This is a genomic window from Alteromonas sp. KUL42, assembly GCF_006538325.1.
Lineage (GTDB): Bacteria > Pseudomonadota > Gammaproteobacteria > Enterobacterales > Alteromonadaceae > Alteromonas.
Window position 1 is genome coordinate 21,386 of record NZ_BJKK01000009.1, and the last position, 24,515, is coordinate 45,900.

Sequence of the window (24,515 nt, forward strand, 5' to 3'; positions counted from 1 at the left end):
TCAAAAAACTCATTTCATGATTGATTTTGATATAATTTACATACTTGATAGCTATTTTCAGTAGATTATCTAGCTTAACGAAGAGATTTCGATGTGGTCCATGTCGTCAAACTCTTGATTCTCACCACCCATCGCCCAGATAAAACTATAGTTAGTCGTACCGACCCCACTGTGAATAGACCAACTAGGAGAGGCAATAGCAACTTCAGGGGCTAATGGCAAAGTTTTGACTTCTTTAGGCTCACCAAGCATGTGAAATACTCGTTCGTTTTGGTCAAGGTCGAAGTACATATATATTTCAGTTCTACGAAAATGCGTATGAGGCGGCTTAGTATTCCATACGCTGCCTGTTTTTAACTCTGTAATACCCATCACTAATTGACAGCTATCCACGATTCCAGGGCGGATTGATTGGAAAATCGTTCTTTCATTCGATGTTTCCTGAGAACCAAGCTCGATGTGTTTTGCATCGACTTTAGGCACGTGAACTGTTTTAGTTACACGGTGTGCTGGGTATGAAACCATATAAAATTTTGCAGGCTCATTTGGGTCATCCGATGACAAAGTAACTTCTTTACTTCCTCTCGACACGTACAAGCTATCTTTTTGCGCCATCGTGTAATCATTGCCATCAACTTTAACAGCGCCTTTACCACCGATGTTAATGATGCCAAGTTCTCGCCTTTCACAAAAACTAATCGGCCGCTAATTCTTTATGTGTAGGTAACTCAATAGGTGAGCCTGTCGGCATCGCGCCACCAATAACAGCCCGATCAACATCTGTGTACGTAAGTGAAAGCTGACCAGGAACGAAAAGAGGTTCAGTTAAGAAAGCCTCTCTAAGCTCTTCATTAGTCATGCTGGGGTAGCTGCGTTTATTTGTAGAGAAAAGAAAATTCATGCGATACCTTTTTATCGTGAGGTGAAAATTTGAACAGGCTCGCTTTAGCGAGCCATCCAGCCACCGTCAACAAGCAATACATGCCCGTTAACATATGATGAGGCCTTTGAAGAAAGGAAAATAGCTGCACCTGCCAGGTCATCTGGTTGCCCCCATTTATCCGCAGGAATTCGGCTACTAATACTTTCAAATCTCTCTTTGTCTTGACGGATATTAAAAGTATTGTCTGTTTCAAAATAGCCAGGGGCAATTGCATTAACTTGAATGTTTTTGTTAGCCCACTCATTAGCAAGCGCTTTAGTCAACTGAGCTACGCCGCCTTTGCTTGCTGCATAAGCAGGTACTGTTATTCCACCAGAGAAACTCAGTAACGATGCGATATTAATTATCTTCCCGCTGCCTTGCTTAAGCATCTGCTTGCCAGCTTCTCGACAAAATGTGAATACGCCATTTAAGTTAACATTTATTACTTCATTCCAATCTTCATCAGAAAACTCGTGCGCAGGTGAACGCTTAATTGTCCCAGCGTTATTAACTAAAACGTCAATTCGACCATGATTTTCAATAATCTTATTTACGGTATCGATAATTTGGGAGGTGTCTGATTGATCGCACCCATAGCCAGCACACTCAATATCTTTCTTAACCAGCAAGTCAATGGTAGATTCTACGCTCTTTGTCGAAGAACCAATCGCGATTACTGTCGCACCCGCTTCACCTAGCGCCAAAGCAATGCCCTGCCCTAGCCCTCTGCTCGCACCAGTAACGACTGCAACTTTTCCATGTAGGCCAAATTGTCTACTTAAATAATCAGACACGTCATGTCTCCTAACTTTATTGTAATTAAATGAGACCCAGAAGCTTAGGTAAAAACTCGCTGATTTCTGGGAAAATAATGGTAAGCGCTAGTGCAAAAATCATCGCAACGTATAACGGAAGAATAGGTTTCATAATCTCACTAATAGATACTTTTCCTATACTGCATCCCACGAATAAAACACTTCCTACAGGAGGTGTGCACAGGCCAATAGATAAATTTAAAATCATCATAATTCCAAAGTGCAGAGGCGATATATTCAGCATTTCCGCAATGGGTAAAAATATGGGGGTAAATATCAGTACTGCTGGGGTGACATCCATGAATGTGCCTACAGCAAGCAATATAAGGTTCATTATAAGAAGTATAATGATGGTATTTTCAGACACCGATAGTAGCGAGTTGCTGATAGCTTGCGGTATCTCCTCATAGGACATCAGCCAAGACATTGAGGCCGAGGCACCAATTAGAAACATAACAATCGCTGTTGTACCTACGGTTTTTAATAAAATTGGGTAAAGGTCTTTTATTGACAACTCTTTATATACACCAAGGGCCAACACAAGGGAGTATAAAACTGCTATGGCCCCAGCCTCCGTCGGCGTAAATAGGCCTCCAATGATCCCACCAATGATTAGCACAATTAAGAACAAACAAGGGATAGCGCCGAATAAACTGGGCCAAAACTTCCCTACTTCTATACTGCTATCCGCGGCAATTCCGGCTCGCTTGATATAAAATGCTGCCCCCATCATTAAAAAAGCCGTAACTAAAAGGCCTGGTAAATATCCGGCTATAAACAGGGCTGCTATTGATACTCCGCCACTAGCTAATGAATAGATGATAAGAATGTTACTGGGAGGAATTAGCATGCCTGTTGTTGCAGCGGTGACAGTGACTGCCGTACTAAACGGCCTGCTGTAGCCCTCTTTTTCCATTGCAGGGACCATAAAACCGCCGACAGCAGATGTTGCCGCAACAGCTGACCCCGAAATCGAGCCAAAAAGAGCACAAGAGATAATATTTACAAAGGCTAGGCCTCCAGGGAGCTTTCCGACCAACACTTTGGCGAATTCAATCAGTCTGACAGCAATCCCACCTTGCCCCATCAGATATCCAGATAAGACAAAAAAACGGAATCGCTAATAATGCAAAGCTATCAACCCCTACTGCTAGCCTTTGCGCTAATGTGGTTAATGCAGGAAGCGTATCAATCGTTAAGAGCATAGTTGCTAAAGTCGCTACAATAATACTCACTGCGATAGGTACGTTTATCAAAAGCAGGATGAAAAACACTCCGAAAAGTACTACTGAAGTCATAGTGCGTGCTCCCTTAGATTGCTAGGGTCTTTTACTTCTAAAAGTCCCCATACACCGTACAAGATAAACAGACACCCACTAATTGGAACTACCAGATAAACATATCCCATAGGAATACCAAGTACGGGGGATTCTTGTTTTAGCAGAAAGGTGATGTAAGTAAGATTGACCCCACCTATAACCAGAACGCCTACAGCGAACAATATTACTAGTACATATCCTAACTTTGCCGTTGTAACCGCAGCGTTACTCTGCATCTTTTTAGTTAAGTAATCGAACCCCAAATGGCTATGGGTATGAAAAGCATAAGCACTGCCCAGCAAGCTAATCCATATCAAGAAAAAGCGGGCAAGCTCTTCCGTGAAGGAGCTTGGGTGAGGTAAAACGAAACGCGTTATCACCTGCCAAGTTACATTTAGTACTAGCAGAGCCATCATTGTTGCTAATAATACTCGCAACGCTTTATTTAGCGTAGGAATGATTCCTGAGAGTGTCTTCATTGTTCTACTCCTAACGACTTTATCTGCTTAACAAGCGCTTCCAAATCGCTACCTTTTAAAGATTCGTAGACGGGGAGTACACTCTCTTGAAATACACTTTTGTCGGCCTCAATAACTTCCACACCGGCTTTTTTTACTACTTCTAAGGATTCTAGTGTTGATTCGGCCCACAGCTCTCGTTGAAAGTCAGTAGCAGCCAACATAGATTCTTCCAACCACTTCTGTTGTTCAGTATTTAGCTGTTCCCAGACATGGGTACCGATGATGATCACGTCAGGTATTGAGGTGTGTTCATCTAAAATAAGGTACTGACTAACTTCATAGTGCTTTGAATAGTAAAAACTCGGGAGGTTATTTTCAGCACCGTCCACCACCCCCTGCTGGAGCGATGTATAAAGTTCCCCCCAACTTACTGGTGTGGCCGCACCGCCCATCGTATTGACCATAGAAACAGCAGTTTGGCTATTCATGACTCTTATTTTTTGCCCTTGTAGATCATCGGGCGTAACCACTTGCTTCTTCGTCGTGTAGAAGCTTCTAGAACCGGCGTCAAAATAGCCTAGTCCTTTGAAGCGATATGGTTGACCTGCGGCAAGTAACTCTTTACCAACATTGCCGTTTAGCGTTTTCCAATAATGCTCTTGGTTATTGAAAAGATAAGGAAGGCTAAACACTTTCATCTCAGGCACAAAGCTTTCTAGCGCACTCGCAGAAACCTTCGTCATTCCCATACTCCCTATTTGAATGAGTTCTAGAACCTCCCTTTCGTCACCTACTTGTGATGAAGGATAAATAACGATAGACATCGAACCGTTAGATCTTCGCTCTAATTCCTCTTTTAGAAATACAAGACCTTTGTGTACAGGATGATTTATATCTAACTGATGCCCTAGGCGAATAATATAAGTTTCGTCTTCGGTATCAGTGCCGCACCCTTGCAATACTGCTAGCGGAATCAATAAAAAAATTTTAAGAAATTGCTTTATTGCCATATTTACGCTCCTTTGAGTGAAATGCTTTTAGGAACTATCGCTCCTTTATGCATGATCACTTGTGCTGCGCAAAACTGACCATCACGGATACATTTTTCTAGACTTTCTCCCTTCGCCTTGGCCGCTAAAAATGCACCGTTAAAAGAGTCACCAGCTGCTGTAGTATCGACAGGATCTACAACGTTAGGAACGTCAAACTCGAACTTCCCATCTTTATTAGCCGCAAGAATGCCGCTAGCGCCGTTTTTGACAATGACTTCAGAAACACCACATTTTAGCCAGCGCTCAATACAATATTCCATTGAGTGCTCTCCATGTAGGCTTACCTCATCTTCCATACTCAGAAGGGCCAAATCTGTAAGATTCATTATTTGGTTAAACGCTTTTGATGCTTCACTCAGCGACAGCCAGTTCCTTTCTCGATAATTATTGTCAAAAATAACCTTGCCGCCACGCATACGAAATTCACTGAGAAAATCATAAAGCGCTTTTCGTGTTGATTCAGAATAGATTGAAAGCGTGATACCGCTTAAGAAGATAGCGTCGTAATCTTTAATCTCGTCTAACGTTTCTGGAAATTTATCTAATAGGTATTTTGCTGGGGAGTTAGAGCGCCAATAGTGGAAATGACGTTCGCCATTGGGCTCATTTTCAATCAAATACAAACCCGGCACATTGTTTTCCAATGTTTTCACATGCTTAACGCCGACTCCTTCCTCTTGCCAAAGCGAAAGCATTTTACTGCTAAACGAGTCATCGCCCAGTGCCGTTACATACTCGACGTCTCCCCCACAGCGAGAAAGATAAATAGCAGTATTAAGTGTATCTCCGCCATAATTGAGTTTATAAAGCTCACTATCACTGTTAGACAACTCAATCATACATTCGCCAATAATAGCTACCTTCACTTCTCTTTCTCTCCATCCCTTAAACTCTGTGTAATAAAACTCATAGGCTTTAACACTCATCAAGAGTCATCAAATAAATGTAAAATGATTGTATATGAACATCTAACAATCATCAACACTCAAAATCAATCACACAGGTTTAATTTGATGCTATGAGAAGTTTGAAATTATTAAGTGATGGCTCTCCCTCCAACTAGCGAGGAAGAGCCATAAGTATTAAGGATTTAATTTGGCAGGAGAGTGTTCTCGAAACTTTTTCTTGATTTAACTTCTTCACTTCGTGCATTTTCGTACTTTTCTATATACACATTTGCTCGCTGTAAAAGCCCATTAGTTAAGTACTGGTACTTTTCTTCATACGCTAGATTAGTAGTTTCTAGCGGGTCGTTTTCCAGATCGTATAGTTGCAAATAGTCATTTTTATAGAAATTCACAAATTTCCAATGTGCTGTTCGTAAACCATACATGGGCGGAATAGGAGCACGTTTCGGTTGATACATATGCTCAAAGAAAAATTCATCGCGCCACTCAGTAACTTTTTCTCCTCCAATTAATGGGATTAAACTATTACCTTGATACGTAGATGGAATAGGCACACCAGCTAAGTCGAGTATTGTTGGTGCAATATCAATGTTTAGTGCAATCTCGCTTACTTCTTTATGCCTCGGAATGCGAGGATCCTTAATGATGAGAGGTACTCGTAGGTCCTCTTCCCAACCAAACCACTTCCCTGCCAACTGGCGTTCGTTCAGTGCGTAACCGTTATCCCCAGTGTAGATAATAATCGTGTTATCATCCAAGTGGAGATACTTAAGAAGCTCGTTTAAAGAGCCAACGGCATCATCGACGCTACTAATAGCTCGATAATGTCGTTTCACTATTCTTTGATACATTTCTTCGGTTGCGAATCGATATTCCCAACGAATTCTTCCCATAGATGTTTTTAGAAAATCAGGGAGCGCTTCAAAAGCTGTGTCATCAGAAACATTGGCTTTTTCAATTTCTACATCCGAGTACATAGGCTCAAATTCTGGCGGATAATGGAACTGGTCTACCTTATCTACGTCATGTGCATGGGGGTTCCAAAAATTTACCGCCAACACCCATGGCTTGTCACCTTTTGATGCTTGCTTAATAAATTCACTCGCAAGATTTCTAATGTAATGTGTTTGTGGTATTTGTTCACCATCCCACTCATTAGTTTTCGACTGAAGAAGAGGTTTGAAATAATCAAACCGTTCATCATCTTCTCCCGACAATTTTATTTCATACTTGCCCACAAAGCCTGTGCTGTAACCTGCACTTTTTAAAAGCGCCGGGTATATATTTGACGATTCTTTTTCGCCTGTGGGCGGTCGCCCAAAAGTAAAGTCGTGAGTACGCTCTGTTAAACCTGTCAGAATACTAATTCGACTTGAAGCACATATCGGAGTTGTTACAAAGGCGTTTTCAAACACCACCCCGTCATTAGCTAATGCATCGAGGTTAGGCGTTTGAACTTGAGACGAATTTCTGCTTAACAAATCCCAACGATGATCGTCAGCGAGTATGAAAAGTATATTTGGAGGCCGGTTTTTAGTATTTGCAGTGTTATTTTCGTTAGCTACTGCTTCGTTGAAACATACTGCTAAGCAGTTAAGAAGTAATGTTAGATAAAAGAATGTTATTTTCACAACCTTCGTCCTGTTGAAAAGAAAAAGCCCCTCTAACTCACGGCGCTAGAGGGGAAACCCTACTTTGGAAACTAGTTTTGAGTTGCGTTAGCTACTGTCGAAGACTCACTGTCTGACTTTGAGTTTTTAGTGTTAGCAAGATAGACGTATGTAGCTGTAATGAAATAAATGATCGTCGCTATCAACAATGGCGTGTGCAAACCACTGTCACCATTATTGACGAAAGCCATTACCCCAATCACCAGACAGGCAACTAACGAAGCGATAGCAGTGTATGTCGCAACGGAGACCACAATCGTAGACTTTTCTTTGGAAACTTGTGTCGAACTCTTGGATAAACCATCTAGAAACGTTTTCTCTTCTTGCCTACGGCTTGCCTCCGCAGCTTCGGCGATTTCCGATTCCGCAAATCTGGTTTTAGCGCCCATAGAAATTGATAGCAAGCAATAAACTATCGTTGAGTAAATCCATATAGGAATTAGAAGGAAAAATAGATGAAGTACGCCTGACTGCTCTAGTACATAGCTTAAAGCGAGCGCTGTTAGCCATGTGATTATTGCCGCCCAGTTTGTGTTATTCCCTTTGTATTGTGACCAGTAACGAGTTAGTCCAATCCTAGGGAAAAGCCAATGTTCTGCGACAATAATTGCACCTACTGGCGCCATCATAAGACCCATGATTCCTACAAAGCCGAGAAGTTGGGAAAACACAAAAGGAAAGCACGCTATGATAGTCGTTACGACGCCCACCACAATAGTCGACTTCTCCCTACTCCACTTTGGGTTTAACGAACTAAATGCTAAGCCAGCACGGTAGATCGTAGGGTTTGAAGTGGTCCATCCCGCAATAATTACGGCAATGATTCCGCATGTACCTAATGCCTGATAGGCAACTGCACCGGGATCTAAATTAGTAATTGCCGTGCCCAAGATAATTGCTGCGCCAGCCCCCATGATGCCTGCACATATCCACGCCATATAATGGCCTATAAACATACCTAACGCAGAGAAAAAACCGTATCGAGAATAACGAGCGAAACGCAATAATGTCATGTCGCCCATACCGCCATGCATAGCCAAATTTGCTACCCAAGCAAACGCGGCAACGTGCCAAAAGCCGACTTCATTACTCGTTCTAACCCATATAGATTCATTTGCAATAGTATAAAAACTCAGAAAATGACGAAATAGAAGTAATACCAGGCGTAGATTCGATTAGAGCGGGAAGTAAGAAAAGCGCACCAATAATGAACATTAAAATCATCCAAGGTGCACAGACTTCTGCAAACGCAGCTAACTTTTTAAAGCCTTTAACAGCCATAAATACCACTACAGCACCGACAAAGAGCGCGACGAGTACAAAGCGAAAATCGGATGGAAACCAGTCCACCTGTGGAGGAATATCTAACAAAATCCTTACAGCAGAAGCAGATACAGTAATCATTGCACCGGCAAGCACACTGAAAAGAATACCATTCACAACACTATATAATTTAATTGTTCCTTTACCTGCTATTTTTTCTAAATAAGCATATAAGGTAAGCCGGGTTTCTGTTGCTATTGGTGCGGTTAAAAGACCCCAAGTAAGCACAGCAAGTAGATTACCTAGAAGTAGGCCAACTAAAATATCACCAGCCCCAACTCCCCAAGATACAAAAAGTGCTCCAATTACAAATTCTGTTCCTGCGACATGTTCCCCTGCATAACTCCCTGCAAATGCTCGAGCTGGCTGTAACTTATTTGGACTTATCGGTTGTGTTTCAAACTCATCTGAACTCGACACATTTCCTCCATTATTTTCATTCTAGGCTTCGGCAAGAAAGCCGCTTAAAAGGAAGTAAAGATGATTACTTTTGAGCGATTATGACTTAATTGTAATTACCAATCAATAAAATTGTTATCAAATTGTGTCGCGTACAAAAGAGCCGAAGATGAATCTATATATAACAAATTGTTTATATTATTCCAGTAAGATTAGTTGGGAAGGTACTGGAGAGGTTTAAGCCGAGATAATTGACATCGGGCTACAACAACAAACATTTTAAGATAAGGCTGTTATCTCTCTGGATCGAATAAAGGCGGAAAGTATAATCTATATTTTATTCGATATTTAATTCATTTACTTAAAAGCGCTGAAACCCGCTATTGTAAAGAGTTTCAGCGCCTACGAGCCTAAATGTTTCCGCGGAAACAAAGACTATTTTGAAAGGGACTTAAACAACTCCTTTAATGCTTTTTCTAACATCACCGGGTCATTAAAGTCTACGCTGTTCCAATCGATTCCTAACTCCAACTGAGTCACATCTTCCGTTAATAAACGTTTTATTGCGGATGCCTTGTCAACTTTTACTTTAGGAAGTGAAATAAACTGTTTAGTTCTGCCTACTTTCTTAACTACTGGTACTTGTAGATATTTGTGAAATTTTTCTTGCGATAATAAAGATCCGAGATATTTTTCTACCTCTTCCCTACCCTCTTGCTCTGCTTTTATTATCTCTTCGTATAATCCTCGCAAAGATTCTACTATTTTATTTTCCAGAAGCGGCATGACAAACTCTCGATATTCATAGAGTTTGTCATAACGGTAGAATGTAGTACGACCTATTCCTAAATATGAAGTAACAACAGAGGCTCTACTTTTTGATAGCTTTTCACCTTCTATGCTTTCTAACTCAGTAACAGCATTTGAATAACTATTAAGAGCATCAGGTAGCGTTAAATCATTACGCGAAAAATTTTCGATGTGGCGTAATACATTTATGTTTTTTGGCTTTTCTGCATATATTTTTACTTTTACTTTTATCAGACCACCATATAAATAACGTATCGCATAATATCTTCTGTGGCCTGCTACAATCGCATAATCAGACATATTTTTACGCCACACAGCGATTGGGTGCACTAACTCACTATGCTTGAGTGTCTCTGCTAAACCTTTAATCTCCTCAATTTCTGCGTCTACCGCATCATATCTAGGGTTACTCTTATCCAACCTATTTTCAATAAGCCCTTTTTCGCATACTACGCAGTTTTTTAGCAAAGCAATTGAATCAGCATCATCACGTTTAGCAAACTTGACAGGTAAATACCGCGGATTATCTGATTGAGGCTGGATGTAGTCCACTAGCACCCTGTCTATTTCAGATGACGTCTTAAACAATGGATCGTCGTGTACGTTACTCTCTTTAGACTTATCTCGTTGCTTCAAATCATCTAGCATCTGTTGAGATTTTTTCGATACACCTTCACCTGACTGAAACTTACTAATCAAATCTTCCTGTGAAGATGGCTTCGTAACACGTCGGCTTCTTGGTTTTTTAGCAGTCATACTTCATCTCCCCATAAGCTACTTTCAATTAATGCATAAAGTTTTTGCATTTCGCTTTTTGCGTGGTGGTTATGAACATAGTTAAAGTGTGTTTCATCAACAGATGGCCGTTCCATTACTCTGTAACAATTTCTTTGCTGAAGCCAAAATGCACTCATGTATTTACCTGTAGGCCCTTCGCTATCATAGAGTTTCGCTAATGCTACTTCGTCTTTTTGCGTTAATCGTGACTTACTAGGAACCTTATTAGGAACTACACCAATAATCTTTAGTGGGTTATGCGCTCTGTCTTCGTTAATTCGATCGATCCTATTAAGAAGCATCGGCACGCCATCAATTGAGTCGTATTCTGGTTCTGTAGGAATAATCACATGCGTAGCAGCACCCAACATGCCAGCAGACACGGGAGATTTACTTGGTGGGTTATCAACGATAACTATATCGTAATCGTCGGCCAATTCATCAACTGAGAACCAATCTCGCATATGAGCGGTAATTTTCGAAACTAATCTATCAGATTCAGGAGTAAGCGCGAGCACTCTATCAACGTTGCCTTCTGAAGGTAGTACCTTAATGTTTTCAAAAGCAGTTGGATATTCGTATACGGGAGAATTGAACAGTATATCGGTACTGGTATTTCTACCACTCCATTCGGGGTCATCTATATCATCAAACTCTGGATGTAAAGGCGCAGCATATTCATCATCTCCTGGGATAGCATCCATTTTCAGAAATGCTTTTGATGAATCTTGCTGTGAATCATAGTCTAATACTAAAACACGCCGCTTTTTACCTTTTCCATCTGGGCCACCAGTGGCAAGTAGGTAAGCAATAGTAGAAGCTAAAAAAGTTTTACCTACGCCACCCTTGCGGTGGTAGCTAGAAAGAACACGCATTCCGTTATACAACTCTGTTTTATTCATTATTCTAACCTTCTTTCAGGACATTTCGTTATATTGACACGCCAACTATTTAATGTCTCGGATCGAATCTTTAGAAGTGAGGACTTTGATAGGCTTGCAGTACCATATATAAAATTTAGAGGAAGAAGACGAATAAGGATTGATTAAAAAGGTCTCAAAGTACAACCTTTACGCGCAAAGTTTTCGTTGTATCCGCTTAAATATTGAGTAATAAAAAAACTTTACGTTAATTAATTTTCTATTCTCGAGTTGCTACAGGCTGCGTCTTTACTAGACCATACCGTTTTTTCTTCTAATTGTTTCCGCGGAAACAATTTCTAGAAACAAACCTGTTGAGTTGTTTACGCCAATCATATAACTGGAAAACACTAACCTGCGTTTTACACAAAGCTCACAATCTCGGGCCAACAATAAAATGATGTCCGGCTGTTCCGTCATGATATGTTGTATCTCCTCATGGACGAGAACTAAATGCTGATGTATCTAGCTATCAGCTCTCGAGGAAGAGATATGCATAGTAGTTCGCTTGAATTTTGCTATTTTGAAAGACAAGATAAATACTTCCGCGAATGTCATTATAATAGCCTATATATAATGTTTCTGATTCCAACAAGTTTCAGTTTCGCTCAAGCTAGATTAAGTCCTACCAAGAGGTAGTGTCTTACTTCGCTATCGACGAGAATTTGTTTTGGCTATATAGAAATTTTGAACTCACGAGCTAAGCAACAGGATGTTTCCAGCATATTTGTGCATTTTACTAATAAAATGAAGTCAGGCGTGAAGTCGCGATTTTACTGGTCTACAAGGGAACAAATGTTAGTTGTTTCCGCGGAAACAATAACGATATGAAAAGGAGGTTAGAAGACGTCCGTCATAAGCCTTCTTTACATAGTCGAAGCAACAACCCGCCTCAGTGAGCTCTTCTTTCAGTATAGCCATATCTACAGAAGACATACTTTTTTCTATTCAATTTTGAAGAAAGCCAACCAGCAATTCTGGTGGAAGAACAATAGACAAAGTTCAGTGCTTTTATTATCGTTCTTTGCATTAAATAAAACAGGAGTAACTTAGCGTCTCTTTTCAATTCTAGTTTTAACTGCTGACAGTTTGTCGACCAGTATTTCATCCCATATCTATTCTAGCAATTTCGCGTAGTCGTAGACATGATAAAGCTTCTCGGATAACCTTTGGATCGAATCTGCAAAAAGACTAAAATCTATAGGAAGAAAGTAAAGTGCGTGAGCTATTCGGTTTATCTGAAAAATATGGATTCAAGGCTCCACTGGTATCGGTTCAAGACGACTTCGATTTCAAAGTATTTATGAGACTTTGTAGTTCTTTAAACATATCACCTACTACTAGTACTGTGGCTTCAGACATATTTATTGCCCTGCAAGAGATTGAAGAACTAACGGCTAGCTTAGATTTCATATCAGCGAGAATAAGCCGTAAAATTTCGAATGTACGCCATCATTTAGTGCAGTTGGAAAAGGAAGGGCTAATTTCAAGTGAGTTTATAACTACCGATCCCATTAAGAAACGTAGAGGAAAGCTTTATAAATTAGCAATTCCTAAAGGTCATTTCTTAACAGCGTCTGATGTAGAAAAAGAAGATGCTGCTTCAGATAATTTACAGTCCGTATCATCAAGTACTGTTGAAACGATAAATATTGAACGCTACGACGACAAAACAAGGTTCATGGAGCTTCAGATAGTTCGCTACTTGGTCAAAGCAATGCGGACTAATCGTAAAGATAAATCGAGTACAATTAGCATTAAGCTACGCGAAGAGGGAAGACCTAAACCTGTTCTTATTACAGCCAGAGCAGAGGAGGGGAGGCTTATATATCTTCCCGATATGAGCTACTACGCTAGCGCAATCACTTGGCTGATAAATCATATATCCGAGCAATTAGATGAGTCGGAAAATATTGGGGAGACCTTTACTCTACCTCTAGAGCCTCTGATAACAATGGCCAAAGATATTCCCGTATCGGAAGCCTCTGCTGGCGGCTACATTAATAATGCTATTCAGTCGCTACATCGGCTCTCAGCTACGACTTTTGATATGAGAGATTTTTACGATAGTAATAAGGACTTTATTGTTGATATCGAATTGTATTACAAGTTGTTTCGATTGGAAGCCATAGTGACCTATGAGGATTCAAAAAACGTCGAAAAAAAGGCTGCAGTAATTCAATTTCCACGCTCGACGGTGAAGAGTATTGTTGCAGCGATTAAGGAAAGGCGGACATTAGACGATATGTTACTCATTGATAGTGACGTCTTTGCTACTAAAAATGAGATCGAAATTCTTTTTGGGCTGTGGGCTAGAGAGCATTTAATTACTGGTCGTCAAGCACAGCAACTATATGCCTGGAATGAGCTAAGAGAATCGGTGGCACCTTCATCTAGCCTAAATGAATTCAAACGAAAATTCTCAAATATGGTCTTGGCTAATTCAGATCCGTCTTATAAAGCAAAAATACACGAAGCTGTAGAGGATAAGATCGTTAAGCAGGTCGGAACTTGTCATCTATCAGAACAGCGAAAAGGAGAGCTCGTCGTTGAATATGGAAGAGCTACTGTACAGGGCTATTTAATCAATATTGGCTATTCCCCAGAGCAGGGTATACCTGTGATCGCCTTTAGACGCGATATGTCTGCGCTCCATATTCTGGGTAAATTAGAAGATCGCAGATAACGCAGTATTGAATTAGTATTTGGATCGAATCTTTAATCTAACAAAATCAAGGATTAACACCTGGATCGAATCTTTAAAAAGATCACAAATAGATCGTGATCCGCCTTGATCTATCATACCTTTCATATAAAGATTACACCTATCGAGAAAACAAGAAAAAAAATGATATTATCTTTAAAAGCTCAGTGAAGAGCACTTTGAAATATGGATAGATAAGAAGCGCTAAAAACAAAACCCGTGGAGTGTTGGCGCACTGCACGGGTCTTTAGATGTAACTTTTCGAAGCAGTTACACATCTAATTCTAGCGGTTTACCAGATCAGGTCAACCACTAATGCGTTTTTTATCAGCAAATCTGCGTATATTGTTGGTAAAAAAGATGAATTCTAATAACAACTATGACGACGTTGTTTTTATGTCGCCAGGGCAATTTGAGTATTTGTCAGACACAGAGTCCTTTGTGTTTGCACATGTTGCTTTTTTTGCATCTCAAATGCGACCATACAAACGACAATTCAAACAGACAACACAAGCAATCTGTAACAAGATTGGCTACTCGCCAAATGCTGTTCGTGAAGCTATAACATCCCTGATAGAAAAAGGTTTTTTAAAGAAGAGCCAACCATTAGAGGAAGGGCAGGGCACCTTTCACCCGTATTACGATAAAATATCCCACCGGCTGCACGTGGGCGAGCATAGCTATGCTGCTTTGTTCGCTCGGGAGCTAGAAAAGACGCTTATTACCTCAAAGAATAAGAGTAAAAGTAGCCAAGAACGCGCCATGACTTTTTTTAAAGTGCATGTAGGACAGTTGAAACGTAATATATCTCTATTATCAGGTAACAGTTCTAAACATGTTCACAAAGCTCTTATCATGCATGGGTATCTTCAAAACCAGCATAAGTGGAATGTTGAGAAAAATCGAAATAGCTTACAGCGTACAGTGCCTTCACTTGCTCGATTTTTAAAATGGTCTCAAAACACTGTTAGACGTGTAATCAACACCTTAAAGCACTGGGGCATCATAGACTATAGTTACACTAAAGGGTTTGTGAAATTCTTAATTGTAAGACAGTTCGACACTGCAGCTAAATGTGTGAAATCTCTCATAACAAAATTGTGCAACGTTGTTCAAAGAAAGAAGCACATAGAGACCATCCGCTCACCTGAACCACTAAACGCCTCACCAAGAACACCTCAGGAAGCAGCTAAACACCTACAAAAACTAAAGAGCTTAGGTAAGATTTAGCTAGCTTAGCGCTCAATTAAGAAAAACTCGACTTTTCGAGGGCTTTTTTGCGCGTATATTTCAATAAATTACTCTCATTTTCTTCTTTTTACTAAAAGACAATCTACTTTTGCCTCTTTCTGAGCTTACCTGTCCAATCTCTAGGCCATATTAAGAACTTGCTAGGGCGCTATAGAGCAAAACAGCGCCATTGATGCGTGAGGAAGAGTACATACATGCGCCACTATTGTCATTGAAGAGCAACATTGTACTTACAAGGTCCTATAATCACATTGGTGCACACATTAGAAGTAATATAGATGTTAGATAAAAAGTTTATATATGGCTTCGCCGATACTCTCACTAATTCTGAATTAGTTATTTGTAACAAACGTTAGCCTTGTTAGAGAAGTTTGTACTATTTGGTAATCGCTTCGAGTGAATATACAACAGCATATTTGACCGATAGTGCTTGTTATTGATTGATTGTGAATATATTGTTAAGACACCACTTTTTGAATAAAGAGAAAGCTTCAACAATGAGAGTTGCTAAAATTACATATAGAAAGCCACTGCTATATACACCGTTAAAGTATATTTGCTTCTCACTAATGTTTACATCATTTCATAACTCAATTATTGCAGCACCGGATCTACATACCGAACAAAAACTACAATCAAATAATGTTTATCTCCCTGATTATTCTTATGCAGGTTATCACTTTGGTGAAAGAGATATTACACATCGAGAAACGACCACTTACGTAGACGTTCAGGACTTCGGTGCAGTACCTGATGACGAAAAAGATGATACAAAGGCTATATTAAGCGCCCTGAAACACGCCCATAGTATAAATGGACATGTCACAGTAACATTTCCCAAAGGGCAGTTTATCGTAAAAGACATTCTTAAAATTACTCGGGGAAATATTACGGTTAGCGGGAAAGGAATGGGCGGAAAGGGCACTCAACTCTACTTTCCAATGCCTCTTTCAATCATTGATAAAACCCCTCACTTAGATGAATTAAGAAACTATTTAAGGTTACATAACAAAAAACAACGTAATGCTGAGATCTATATCGATGATTATTTTTCAGAATACTCTTGGTCCGGAGGGGTGATATGGGTTCAAAAAGAAGGAACTCGACCAGTACCTTACCTAGAAGAGTTAGATAAACAGCTTCCAATGTTAGCGAAAATTACCCAAGGTAAGAGAGGGACAAAAACCTTAGAAGTTAGCAACACATCAGAAATTTCAGTTGGTGACATACTCAGAATAGACTGGCACAACAAAATCGGTAAACAAGCCGGTATTATAAAGTCAATTTATGGAGATACCGACCTGGTGATCGGTTCACATCACTTTGATTTTCCTAATCGTCCACTAGTAATGCAGCCCACTCAAGTAGAATCAGTTAAAGGAAATAAGATCGAGATACGCGATCCTCTTCTACATGACATTAATAATGATATACCCGCCCACATCTCATCATGGGAGCACCTAGAAGAAGTTGGTATTGAGGGGTTGTCAATTCAATTCCCAATGGGTGATACCTATGGCCATCACGTTGAACAAGGTTTTAACGGGATCTATTTGACTAGTGTGTTTAATGGTTGGATAAGAGATGTAAGCTTTAACAATGCCGATAGCGCCATATTGACCGAAAACAGCGGAAACGTGACTATCTCCAATATACACAGCTATGGAACACGTTTTGGTCATTATGGTATTCACCTTGGCAGCGTGCACAATTTTTTAGTCGAAGATGCCAAAATATCAAATCCGACTGTTCATACCTTTAGCATGAATACCAAGTCGACTAAAAGTGTATTTTTGCGGGGAGAAGCTTTCACTCAGCCAACGCTAGATCAGCATGCAGGCGCTAATCACCAAAACCTTTACGATAACATGACTTTTCATATAGAAGCTCAGCGCGATGAAAAAGGTCCCTACTATGATTTATGGTTTGGCGGTGGGGCAGGGTATTGGCAACCTGGACACGGGCGTTATAACACCACGTGGAACGCAAAAATATTTGTTGAAAGTGGTGCTGATAGTAACGAAACCGTAAGAATTTTAGGCCAAACAGAAGGGCCTGATGCAAGAGTTATTGGTATATACGGAAACAGGAAGTTTGCAGTGGAACATTATCCTTTACCGTATATAGCTGACATAAATTCAAAAGTGTCTATACCCTCTCTTTATGAATATCAGAAACAAAAAAGACTAAAACGGTAGGAAAAATTCGGCCCAAGACTAGAAATCTTGGGCCATTTTAATTAACTCATCCGCTTTCTGAAAAATATAATCCCTGCAATACAAAATATTGCCAGGGTTGATGGGGCAGGAACCGATGTTGCGTCTATGTCGTCTCCGTCAAAATTTTGCGCATACATGTCAACTAATGTAAGTTCAGGTGATAACACGCCGTCTTCTAAAGCAACAAAGCTAAACGTACCCAGTTTAAATGACGTACCGAGAACACTACTCCAATTGGGTGATAGGCCTAGTTGGAATATTAATTCATTGCCAACGGCATAAGCATCGTCAAAGTAAGAGTTATTAAACACACTGTCTGTGACGGAAAGCACATCGAATTCGAAAAGACTAGCATCGAAATCCCATACAACTTCAAGGAAGTCTATCGCAGGATTAGCGTTGTTTATGAATACCTCTATTTCAATGATGTCTCCATTTAGGTAGGACGAGGAATCATTTGAAAAGGTAATTAATGATGCTTTCGACGAAAAGGACATCACTAAACCAAAGATAAGAATTAAATTCGCTATTTTCATTTTTTACTCCTAATTTGAGCCGCAGCGTGAATAGGTACAGCGACGAACGAGACCGCGAGTATCTCTGTTATTTACAACGCCATCATTGTTGAAGTCATAACGAATATTCATTTCTTGTCCATTGCGCATCGCAGCCGTAAAGAGTCGAATATCTCTATTATCTACAACGGAGTCATTGTTAAGGTCACCGAGTAGATTAATATTTATAAAAATGCTTGATTCAGACTGCTTATTGTTTGAATCAGTAGCAACGACTTTTACTAAATGCGTACCCTCTGGCAAATCGAGTAATTCATCTGAATAGTTTTCAGCTCCCCATTCAAATGGAGGTTCATAGATTTCTCTTACCAACTGGTCATCAATGTAAAGTGCTAAGCTAACCAGAGAAATATCGTCATTCGCCGTAGAGGCGTCTGCCGTTATGGAAAGGTTTTGATATTCAGTAAGCAGTGAGATATCGCTTTCGTTTATCATTACTGAAGGCCCTGGTAAGCTAAGAACAACTAGTGTCATATCGCTTTCACCCTCAAGACCCGCACTATCTTTCGCGACAGCAGTAAACGTGTGAGTGCCTACACCTAAAGGCGAGGGGTTAGGTTCATGACGGTCTAACCAACCCATAGCGCCAAATTCGTATGGCGCATGAGAATGGCCAAAGTTCCAAACTGGGCGGGTATCTACCCTTACCAATTCGCCATTTCTATACAGAGTAACCGACTGTACATCACGGCCTTCTACAGGTGATTCTGCATCGATAGTAATCGCTAGTTTTTCATAGCCTTCATAGACTGTCACAGTTGAATTAGGCCACGTAACGACTGGTGGTTGCGGCTCGCCCTTCACTACTAGCTGCATCGACGCTGTAGACTCCTCACCTTCACTATCAATAGCAACAGCTGTAAACTCATAGGTGCCAGCTGTCAACGGTGAGGGGTTCGGTGAATGAGTGTCAAGCCATCCCATAGCACCCGTTTCATGAGGTTTTGACGCATGTCCAAATAGATAAGGAAGAGAAGTATCTGTTCTAACAAACTCGCCATCAATGTAGAGAGACACTGATTCGATAGAACGCCCTTCTACAGCACTTTCTGCATTAATGGTAAGGTTGAGTTTTTCAAATCCTTCATCTACTTCTAAATTCTCTTGAGGAAATGAAACGATGGGGGCGTTTGAGTTAACGTTAAGTACCATTGTTGCAATAGCGCTATCACCTTCGCTATCTACCGCTACAGCTTTAAATATATGGCGTCCTGCCTCAAGTGGGGTAGGGTTTGGCTCATGGGTGTCCAACCATCCCATAGCGCCCGTTTCATGGGGTTTAGACCCATGACCAAATAAGTAGGGCAGGGATGTGTCTGTACGTACTAACTCATCGTTAATATAAAGCGTAACAGACTGTATGGTTCTGCCTTCTACAGGGCTTTCAGCAGAAATGTTTAGACTTAGTTTTTCAAAACCTTGCTCTACAGATAGTGAAGGGGAGGGGAAAGATACTAGCGGTGCATTAGCATCAGACTCTATGTCCAAATCGATAATTTGGAGATAAAGCGGCATTGCGTTACCTGAAGTACGCTCCATAAGGTAGTAGTAGACTTTGCCATCTTTTATATAAAGTGTACCGTGATCGAAAACTGGTCCATCGGTGGCTTTATACACTCTGACAAAGTTATTGGTGCCGCCTTGGGCTTTCTCAACATAGGGGCGGCCCCCCTCTAAACCTACAATATAGACATTGTCACCTGATGTATAAATCTCGCTTGCACCGGTGAAATCAGTACTAATTATAAATTCATCAGCGCCAGCCGGTTTATATGAATGAATATATACTTCTTCGTAATCAGGTCTATTACGGTCTGTAGAACGCACTTTGCTGATTATATGAATGTCGCCTTTCTCTGTAACAGTCCAGTCAAAACTTCCCACAATGTAAACCGAGTTGGCTTCGGTGTGGCTTATATAGTCACCTGGTTCAAATACTTTAATCTCATCTGAATTGATGAGCGGCCACGTCATTGGCTCACCTTTGTGGTTCTTCCAATCACCGAAACCATCTGGATGGTCTGAATATGCGTAATAGACACCGTTTTGGTATTTATACTTGTCTGAATTATTGTTACTTCGCTGTTGAAAGCCTACGCGAAGCTTGCCATTCACGTATTTCATGTTTCCATAAAGGCCCCAGTTATAGTCGTTGCCTTTAAGCTTTTGGTTGTTTTCATTAAACTTAGTGAACGTCGACCACTTTTCTGTCTCAGCGTCATAGCGATTGAAAACATAAGCGCCATTATTGTTTCCGCCAAGGCGCATATAAAGAAGTAGCGTACCGTCTACTGTGGTAAAAAACTTGGGATAGGTCAGGCGAGCAAAATTGCTTTTATCGCTTAGGTCACCGGTCATGGTGAGGTGCTTGTAATCATCATCCCCTTGACTGACTTCACTGGTATCTTTTACAAATTTATCTAGCGTAAATTCTGAGTGGGGAAGCTCAGCGGCACCAGGTATGCTATAAGAATAGCGAAAGAAATCGTCTTTAAATTTGCCGCCGTGGTTATTGTTATCATATGCGTGCATGTCGAACACCATATGGATGGTGCCATTAATCGGGCTAACCGCTAAACCAATTGTGTTGTGCGACTCGCCAACGAGTGGGTCCCCTCTAAACCCTGTGTGCTTGTGTGGGAACTCTATCGTAGATAACTCACCGCTAATTGTATTGTAACGAGTGAGCATCACGTTTCTTTCGCTTTTCCCGCCCTTATACCACGTCATAAAGACATAGTGCTTATAGGTTTTCACTGCATCACCATGTGCAGAGATGTTCGGGCCGAAAAAATAGTCGTACTTCTCACCCGTATCAGGTGTACCTACGTTTGAAAAATCGAGGTTTCTGCCATCGAAGTGCAGTCCTTCATCGGTAATTTTTACTTGTTGTTCAAGTGTCACTTCCGCATTTAACGAAAACGCACCCAGTAAGGTGGTTGAAACTAACAATGTTTTTAGGCATTTCATAATTTTATTAGCTCAAGTCTGTTATTAAGTGATGTGTGTTTATTACCAAATGTTAATACTGCAACATTTCAATAACATTCAGTTTCGGACATACCATATTACATTGTGTTTACAAAAGCATTACTTTATGATCATTATTAGTCAAAAGTAGTCATTTGGATGGAAGAGTGTGGATCATATAAGGGATGAGAAAAAAGGTTTCTTAGTACGAGAGCATAATACGCGAGTTAGCGTGCAGAAGGATATGAATTGGATAGGTGCAACACTTTTCACTTTAATATCAATTAGTGCATGTAGTGAACAAAATCCTTCAATACCTACAGTTGAGGAAGTTAAGACAACCCAAGAAAGTGAGCAATTATTCACCGTGCAAGATGCCCTCGGTAATCTTACTTTTGCTAAGGATCAATATCTAAAGATGGCGAGCCATATTGAAGCAGAACGTCATTTATATTATCGACCGGCCTGCGTTGAAGATACGTCAATGATTTGTGTTCCGCGCTCATATGAGCACGGAGGCATTTTTATGGATAAATATGAAAAGTGGACTAACGGCTTTTTCCCCGGAGTAATGTGGAAATTACTGTCTAACAAAGATTACGTGGAATGGACCGAAAGTGAGGAAAAGCAACTTCTAAACTTTGCCACGCACTATCAGAAGGCGTTAGACGGAGATGCTACGCTTGATTCAACGCATGATTTAGGTTTTATGCTTTATGATTCATATGGCGAAGCCCTAAATTACGAAGGCTTGAGTCATGAGCTTAGATCTAAGTATGTTTCAATTTTGGCCAAAGGTAGAGAAACGCTCTCCAACCGATTCAATGCAGAAAAAGGTGTTATAAAATCTTGGGATTTCGTCCCCCATATGAAGGTATCCGTATCAAGAAACGGTAGAGAGGTCGTAGAGTTACACCAAATTGCAGAGCCATGGACATTCCCAGTCATCATCGACAACATGATGAACCTAGAATACCTGCTAGATAGCGATTCATCGCATTACAAAGACATTGCAATAACGCATGCTAAAACAACACTCAAGAATCATTATTTCTATGAAGAGAATGATTCTGAACAGCGGTATCCCATTGCATACCATGTTTTTGATTATGGCAAACGTAAACCGGGAAATTGGCAGGGGTTAGGTAATATTTCAGCATGGGCGAGAGGGCAGGGGTGGTCGTTATACGGTTATGTTACGATTGCCGACTATATGTCTGATTTAAACCTGAGCGACGCGGAACGCGAGGCTTTCGAAAAGCATTTAGGTAACGTGCTAAATAGCATTGAGCATTTGCTAGAAGAAGACTTTGTTCCTTTTTGGGACTTTTGGGCGGACAGAGACAACGCTTATAAATATGCCGAAAACACGTCTTTAGAAACGTCTGTGTATTCGGGAATTTTAGAGCTCTGTGCGAACAGAATAGAGCCTCACATTCTGCCGTATAAAGGTTATCGTCCTCAAATATTAGACGCTTCAATGCTAACTGATGAATCGCTAAACGAGCTCAAAAACCAGAAAAACTGGTATGGTTCTGACATTCTGCAGGGAGATAAGCTTGTTCCTTGCGGACGCGAACCTTACCCTGAAACGCATACTAAAATTCCTAAAGACACCTCAGCCGCCGCTATTTACGCATCTGCACTTTATCGTTACGCAACTATAACGAGGGACGACAAGCAAAGACAAAAATATGGAGCTCTCGCTGACAAAATCATGGCGGAACTGACTTCTAACTATAGAACTGATAGAGACAAAAATGGGCGGGATATGAGCTTCGAACTTGGATTTGTGCTCGATGAAGCTACGGGAGACATGGGGAACGCTGGTGAAATTGATACGCCTATAATCTATGGCGACTTTTACTTTGTCGAAGCCAACATTAGAAAGGTCGACTTTGAACGTTCTCGTGGCGTAAAACTAAATAATTAATTAAGGAACTAAAGAATGATAGGCAGAAAAGCTTTCTTACTAGGTAGTATATTTGTTTTCGCTGCAGCTAATGCCTTTGGTGAGAGCACGTCAAAAGAATTAAATGATCATCCGAACATTCTTATGTTAGCGGTCGATGATTTAAACAGCTGGGTAGGGGCGATGGATGGCCATCCTAGTACCAAAACTCCGAACATTGACAGACTGGCTTCAGAAGCCATCACGTTCACTAACGCTCATGCTCCGGCACCGCTTTGTGGCCCATCAAGAGCGAGCATCATGACCGGGCTTCTTCCTTCAACAACTGGAATTTATGGGCACGTAAAGGATAACGACATCCGTTCTGCAAACAGAAAAGCTGCACAATCGACATTTCTCAGTGAATATTTTGCTCAGCACGGTTATTACACTGCAGCGGTTGGCAAAATATTTCATCAAAGTATAGCTGATGGAAGTTTCGAAGTATTCGGCGGGAGACAGGCTCAGTTTGGTCCGTATTCCCCAGAACCAATTAAATGGGATAGAAAAGGGACCAGTACTGACTGGGGGGCCTATCCAGAAAAAGACCAAATGATGCCAGACTATGATTCGGCTAAGTGGTTAGTCGAGCAGTTACAGCGTAAACACGATAAACCTTTTTTCATCGCTGGTGGATTCCTTCGTCCACACGTGCCTTGGACTGTGCCACAAAAGTGGTTTGATATGCATCCTATCGATGATATCGAACTCCCTCCCTATTTACCCAGCGATTTGGATGATGTGCCTGAAATTGCAAAACGAATTTCTACCTATGACATGATGCCAACGACCGATTGGGCGATAGAATCTGGAGAATGGAAGAATATTGTGCAGGCCTATTTGGCTAGTATTTCGTTTGTAGACCATTATATTGGACAAGTGCTTGATGCGCTGGAGTCTAGCGAATATGCCGGCAATACAATTGTCGTACTATGGGGGGACCATGGCTATGACGTTGGGGAGAAGAATCGTTTCGCTAAAATGGCGTTATGGGAAACGTCTACAAAAACTACACTTATTATTAAGTCGCCTAACTCTTCTTCAAAGTTAACAAGCAACCGCCCAGTAAGTCTGGTTGACTTGTATCCTACACTAGTAGAAATGGCGGGCTTACCAGAAAATCCATTTAATGAAGGGCATGATATTACCCCCTTGATTATCAACCCGAATGCGGAATGGGAGCATGTTGCTCTCACTACGTTTGGCCCAAACAACCATGCTGTAAAGAATGATAGATACCGCTATATTCGCTACGAAGATGGTAGTGAAGAGTTATACGATCACTCAACAGATCCTAACGAGTGGAACAACTTAGCTAGTAACCCTTTCTATTTTGATTTAAAAAATGAGCTTAAAGCTAAGCTACCAAAAGAAAACGCTGAATGGTCGCCTGTATCCCAGTATAAAAGTAATGAGTATTTTAAAGCGCTAACGGAAAAAGCGACAGCAAGTGAATAAATAAGTAG

18 protein-coding genes and 1 pseudogene are annotated in these 24,515 nt (G+C 40.7%); 5 read left to right on the forward strand and 14 right to left on the reverse strand.

Annotation, left to right across the window (positions count from 1 at the left end):
• Nucleotides 1-69 precede the first annotated feature (69 nt).
• The 12 genes and pseudogenes from kduI to EYR97_RS13130 form a co-directional block, all read right to left on the reverse strand.
• The gene (gene kduI, locus EYR97_RS13085; protein ID WP_307722617.1) at nucleotides 70-699 is read right to left on the reverse strand and encodes a 5-dehydro-4-deoxy-D-glucuronate isomerase; all 630 of its coding nucleotides are present in this window, start codon (nucleotides 697-699) and stop codon (nucleotides 70-72) included.
• The gene (locus EYR97_RS22395) at nucleotides 695-901 is read right to left on the reverse strand and encodes a hypothetical protein (RefSeq protein WP_242635066.1); all 207 of its coding nucleotides are present in this window, start codon (nucleotides 899-901) and stop codon (nucleotides 695-697) included. The genes kduI and EYR97_RS22395 overlap by 5 nt, the downstream gene beginning before the upstream one ends.
• Nucleotides 902-945: 44 nt before the next feature.
• Nucleotides 946-1,719, reverse strand: coding sequence for a glucose 1-dehydrogenase (locus EYR97_RS13090; RefSeq protein WP_131094860.1), 774 nt, complete (start codon nucleotides 1,717-1,719; stop codon nucleotides 946-948).
• A 25-nt stretch (nucleotides 1,720-1,744) separates the two neighbouring features.
• Nucleotides 1,745-3,038 (reverse strand): annotated as a pseudogene (locus tag EYR97_RS13095) (TRAP transporter large permease).
• Entirely contained in the window at nucleotides 3,035-3,538 is a 504-nt protein-coding gene (locus EYR97_RS13100) for a TRAP transporter small permease (protein WP_131094861.1), read from the reverse strand. The pseudogene EYR97_RS13095 and the gene EYR97_RS13100 overlap by 4 nt, the downstream one beginning before the upstream one ends.
• Nucleotides 3,535-4,530 carry a TRAP transporter substrate-binding protein gene (locus EYR97_RS13105; RefSeq protein WP_131094862.1) on the reverse strand — a complete coding sequence of 332 codons (996 nt, stop codon included), beginning with the start codon at nucleotides 4,528-4,530 and terminating at the stop codon, nucleotides 3,535-3,537. Before EYR97_RS13105 ends, EYR97_RS13100 begins: the two co-directional genes overlap by 4 nt.
• A gap of 2 nt (nucleotides 4,531-4,532) precedes the next feature.
• The gene (locus EYR97_RS13110) at nucleotides 4,533-5,498 is read right to left on the reverse strand and encodes a sugar kinase (protein ID WP_131094863.1); all 966 of its coding nucleotides are present in this window, start codon (nucleotides 5,496-5,498) and stop codon (nucleotides 4,533-4,535) included.
• A 164-nt stretch (nucleotides 5,499-5,662) separates the two neighbouring features.
• Nucleotides 5,663-7,111, reverse strand: a complete 1,449-nt coding sequence (locus EYR97_RS13115; RefSeq protein ID WP_242635067.1) for a sulfatase-like hydrolase/transferase — start codon at nucleotides 7,109-7,111, stop codon at nucleotides 5,663-5,665.
• A gap of 71 nt (nucleotides 7,112-7,182) precedes the next feature.
• Nucleotides 7,183-8,190 (reverse strand): hypothetical protein, encoded by a 1,008-nt coding sequence (locus tag EYR97_RS22400; RefSeq protein WP_242635068.1) that lies wholly within the window; start codon nucleotides 8,188-8,190, stop codon nucleotides 7,183-7,185.
• A 70-nt stretch (nucleotides 8,191-8,260) separates the two neighbouring features.
• Nucleotides 8,261-8,893 carry a hypothetical protein gene (locus EYR97_RS22405; RefSeq protein ID WP_242635069.1) on the reverse strand — a complete coding sequence of 211 codons (633 nt, stop codon included), beginning with the start codon at nucleotides 8,891-8,893 and terminating at the stop codon, nucleotides 8,261-8,263.
• A gap of 414 nt (nucleotides 8,894-9,307) precedes the next feature.
• Nucleotides 9,308-10,438: a ParB N-terminal domain-containing protein gene (locus EYR97_RS13125; RefSeq protein WP_131094864.1), complete on the reverse strand. Its 1,131-nt coding sequence runs from the start codon at nucleotides 10,436-10,438 to the stop codon at nucleotides 9,308-9,310.
• On the reverse strand, nucleotides 10,435-11,361 hold the full coding sequence (locus EYR97_RS13130) for a ParA family protein (protein WP_131094865.1): 927 nt from the start codon (nucleotides 11,359-11,361) through the stop codon (nucleotides 10,435-10,437). The genes EYR97_RS13125 and EYR97_RS13130 overlap by 4 nt, the downstream gene beginning before the upstream one ends.
• 1,234 nt (nucleotides 11,362-12,595) lie before the next feature.
• On the opposite strand from EYR97_RS13130, the gene EYR97_RS13135 reads away from it, so the two are divergent.
• The 3 genes from EYR97_RS13135 (at nucleotide 12,596) to EYR97_RS13145 (ending at nucleotide 17,532) form a co-directional block, all read left to right on the forward strand.
• Nucleotides 12,596-14,065: a helix-turn-helix transcriptional regulator gene (locus EYR97_RS13135; RefSeq protein ID WP_131094866.1), complete on the forward strand. Its 1,470-nt coding sequence runs from the start codon at nucleotides 12,596-12,598 to the stop codon at nucleotides 14,063-14,065.
• Between the two features lie 459 nt (nucleotides 14,066-14,524).
• Nucleotides 14,525-15,313: a hypothetical protein gene (locus tag EYR97_RS13140; RefSeq protein ID WP_131094867.1), complete on the forward strand. Its 789-nt coding sequence runs from the start codon at nucleotides 14,525-14,527 to the stop codon at nucleotides 15,311-15,313.
• Between the two features lie 494 nt (nucleotides 15,314-15,807).
• On the forward strand, nucleotides 15,808-17,532 hold the full coding sequence (locus tag EYR97_RS13145; protein ID WP_242635070.1) for a right-handed parallel beta-helix repeat-containing protein: 1,725 nt from the start codon (nucleotides 15,808-15,810) through the stop codon (nucleotides 17,530-17,532).
• A 41-nt stretch (nucleotides 17,533-17,573) separates the two neighbouring features.
• On the opposite strand, the gene EYR97_RS13150 is transcribed toward EYR97_RS13145, so the two are convergent.
• Together EYR97_RS13150 and EYR97_RS13155 are read right to left on the reverse strand one after the other, a co-directional pair.
• Nucleotides 17,574-18,089 (reverse strand): hypothetical protein, encoded by a 516-nt coding sequence (locus EYR97_RS13150; RefSeq protein WP_131094868.1) that lies wholly within the window; start codon nucleotides 18,087-18,089, stop codon nucleotides 17,574-17,576.
• Nucleotides 18,090-18,098: 9 nt separating this feature from the next.
• Nucleotides 18,099-21,098, reverse strand: a complete 3,000-nt coding sequence (locus tag EYR97_RS13155) for a BNR-4 repeat-containing protein (RefSeq protein WP_131094869.1) — start codon at nucleotides 21,096-21,098, stop codon at nucleotides 18,099-18,101.
• Between the two features lie 169 nt (nucleotides 21,099-21,267).
• On the opposite strand from EYR97_RS13155, the gene EYR97_RS13160 reads away from it, so the two are divergent.
• Together EYR97_RS13160 and EYR97_RS13165 are read left to right on the forward strand one after the other, a co-directional pair.
• A complete protein-coding gene (locus tag EYR97_RS13160; protein ID WP_242635071.1) occupies nucleotides 21,268-23,031 on the forward strand; it encodes a glycoside hydrolase family 88 protein in 1,764 nt (587 codons plus the stop codon).
• Nucleotides 23,032-23,046: 15 nt separating this feature from the next.
• Entirely contained in the window at nucleotides 23,047-24,507 is a 1,461-nt protein-coding gene (locus tag EYR97_RS13165; RefSeq protein ID WP_242635072.1) for a sulfatase, read from the forward strand.
• Nucleotides 24,508-24,515 lie beyond the last annotated feature (8 nt).

Excerpts from the sequence above, each read along its gene's own strand:
- EYR97_RS22395 (WP_242635066.1), bottom strand. The coding sequence starts at position 901 with ATGAATTTTCTTTTCTCTACAAATAAACGCAGCTACCCCAGCATGACT.
- EYR97_RS13100 (WP_131094861.1), bottom strand. The coding sequence starts at position 3,538 with ATGAAGACACTCTCAGGAATCATTCCTACGCTAAATAAAGCGTTGCGA.
- EYR97_RS13105 (WP_131094862.1), bottom strand. The coding sequence starts at position 4,530 with ATGGCAATAAAGCAATTTCTTAAAATTTTTTTATTGATTCCGCTAGCA.
- EYR97_RS13110 (WP_131094863.1), bottom strand. The coding sequence starts at position 5,498 with ATGAGTGTTAAAGCCTATGAGTTTTATTACACAGAGTTTAAGGGATGG.
- EYR97_RS13125 (WP_131094864.1), bottom strand. The coding sequence starts at position 10,438 with ATGACTGCTAAAAAACCAAGAAGCCGACGTGTTACGAAGCCATCTTCA.
- EYR97_RS13130 (WP_131094865.1), bottom strand. The coding sequence starts at position 11,361 with ATGAATAAAACAGAGTTGTATAACGGAATGCGTGTTCTTTCTAGCTAC.
- EYR97_RS13150 (WP_131094868.1), bottom strand. The coding sequence starts at position 18,089 with ATGAAAATAGCGAATTTAATTCTTATCTTTGGTTTAGTGATGTCCTTT.
- EYR97_RS13155 (WP_131094869.1), bottom strand. The coding sequence starts at position 21,098 with ATGAAATGCCTAAAAACATTGTTAGTTTCAACCACCTTACTGGGTGCG.
- EYR97_RS13165 (WP_242635072.1), top strand. The coding sequence starts at position 23,047 with ATGATAGGCAGAAAAGCTTTCTTACTAGGTAGTATATTTGTTTTCGCT.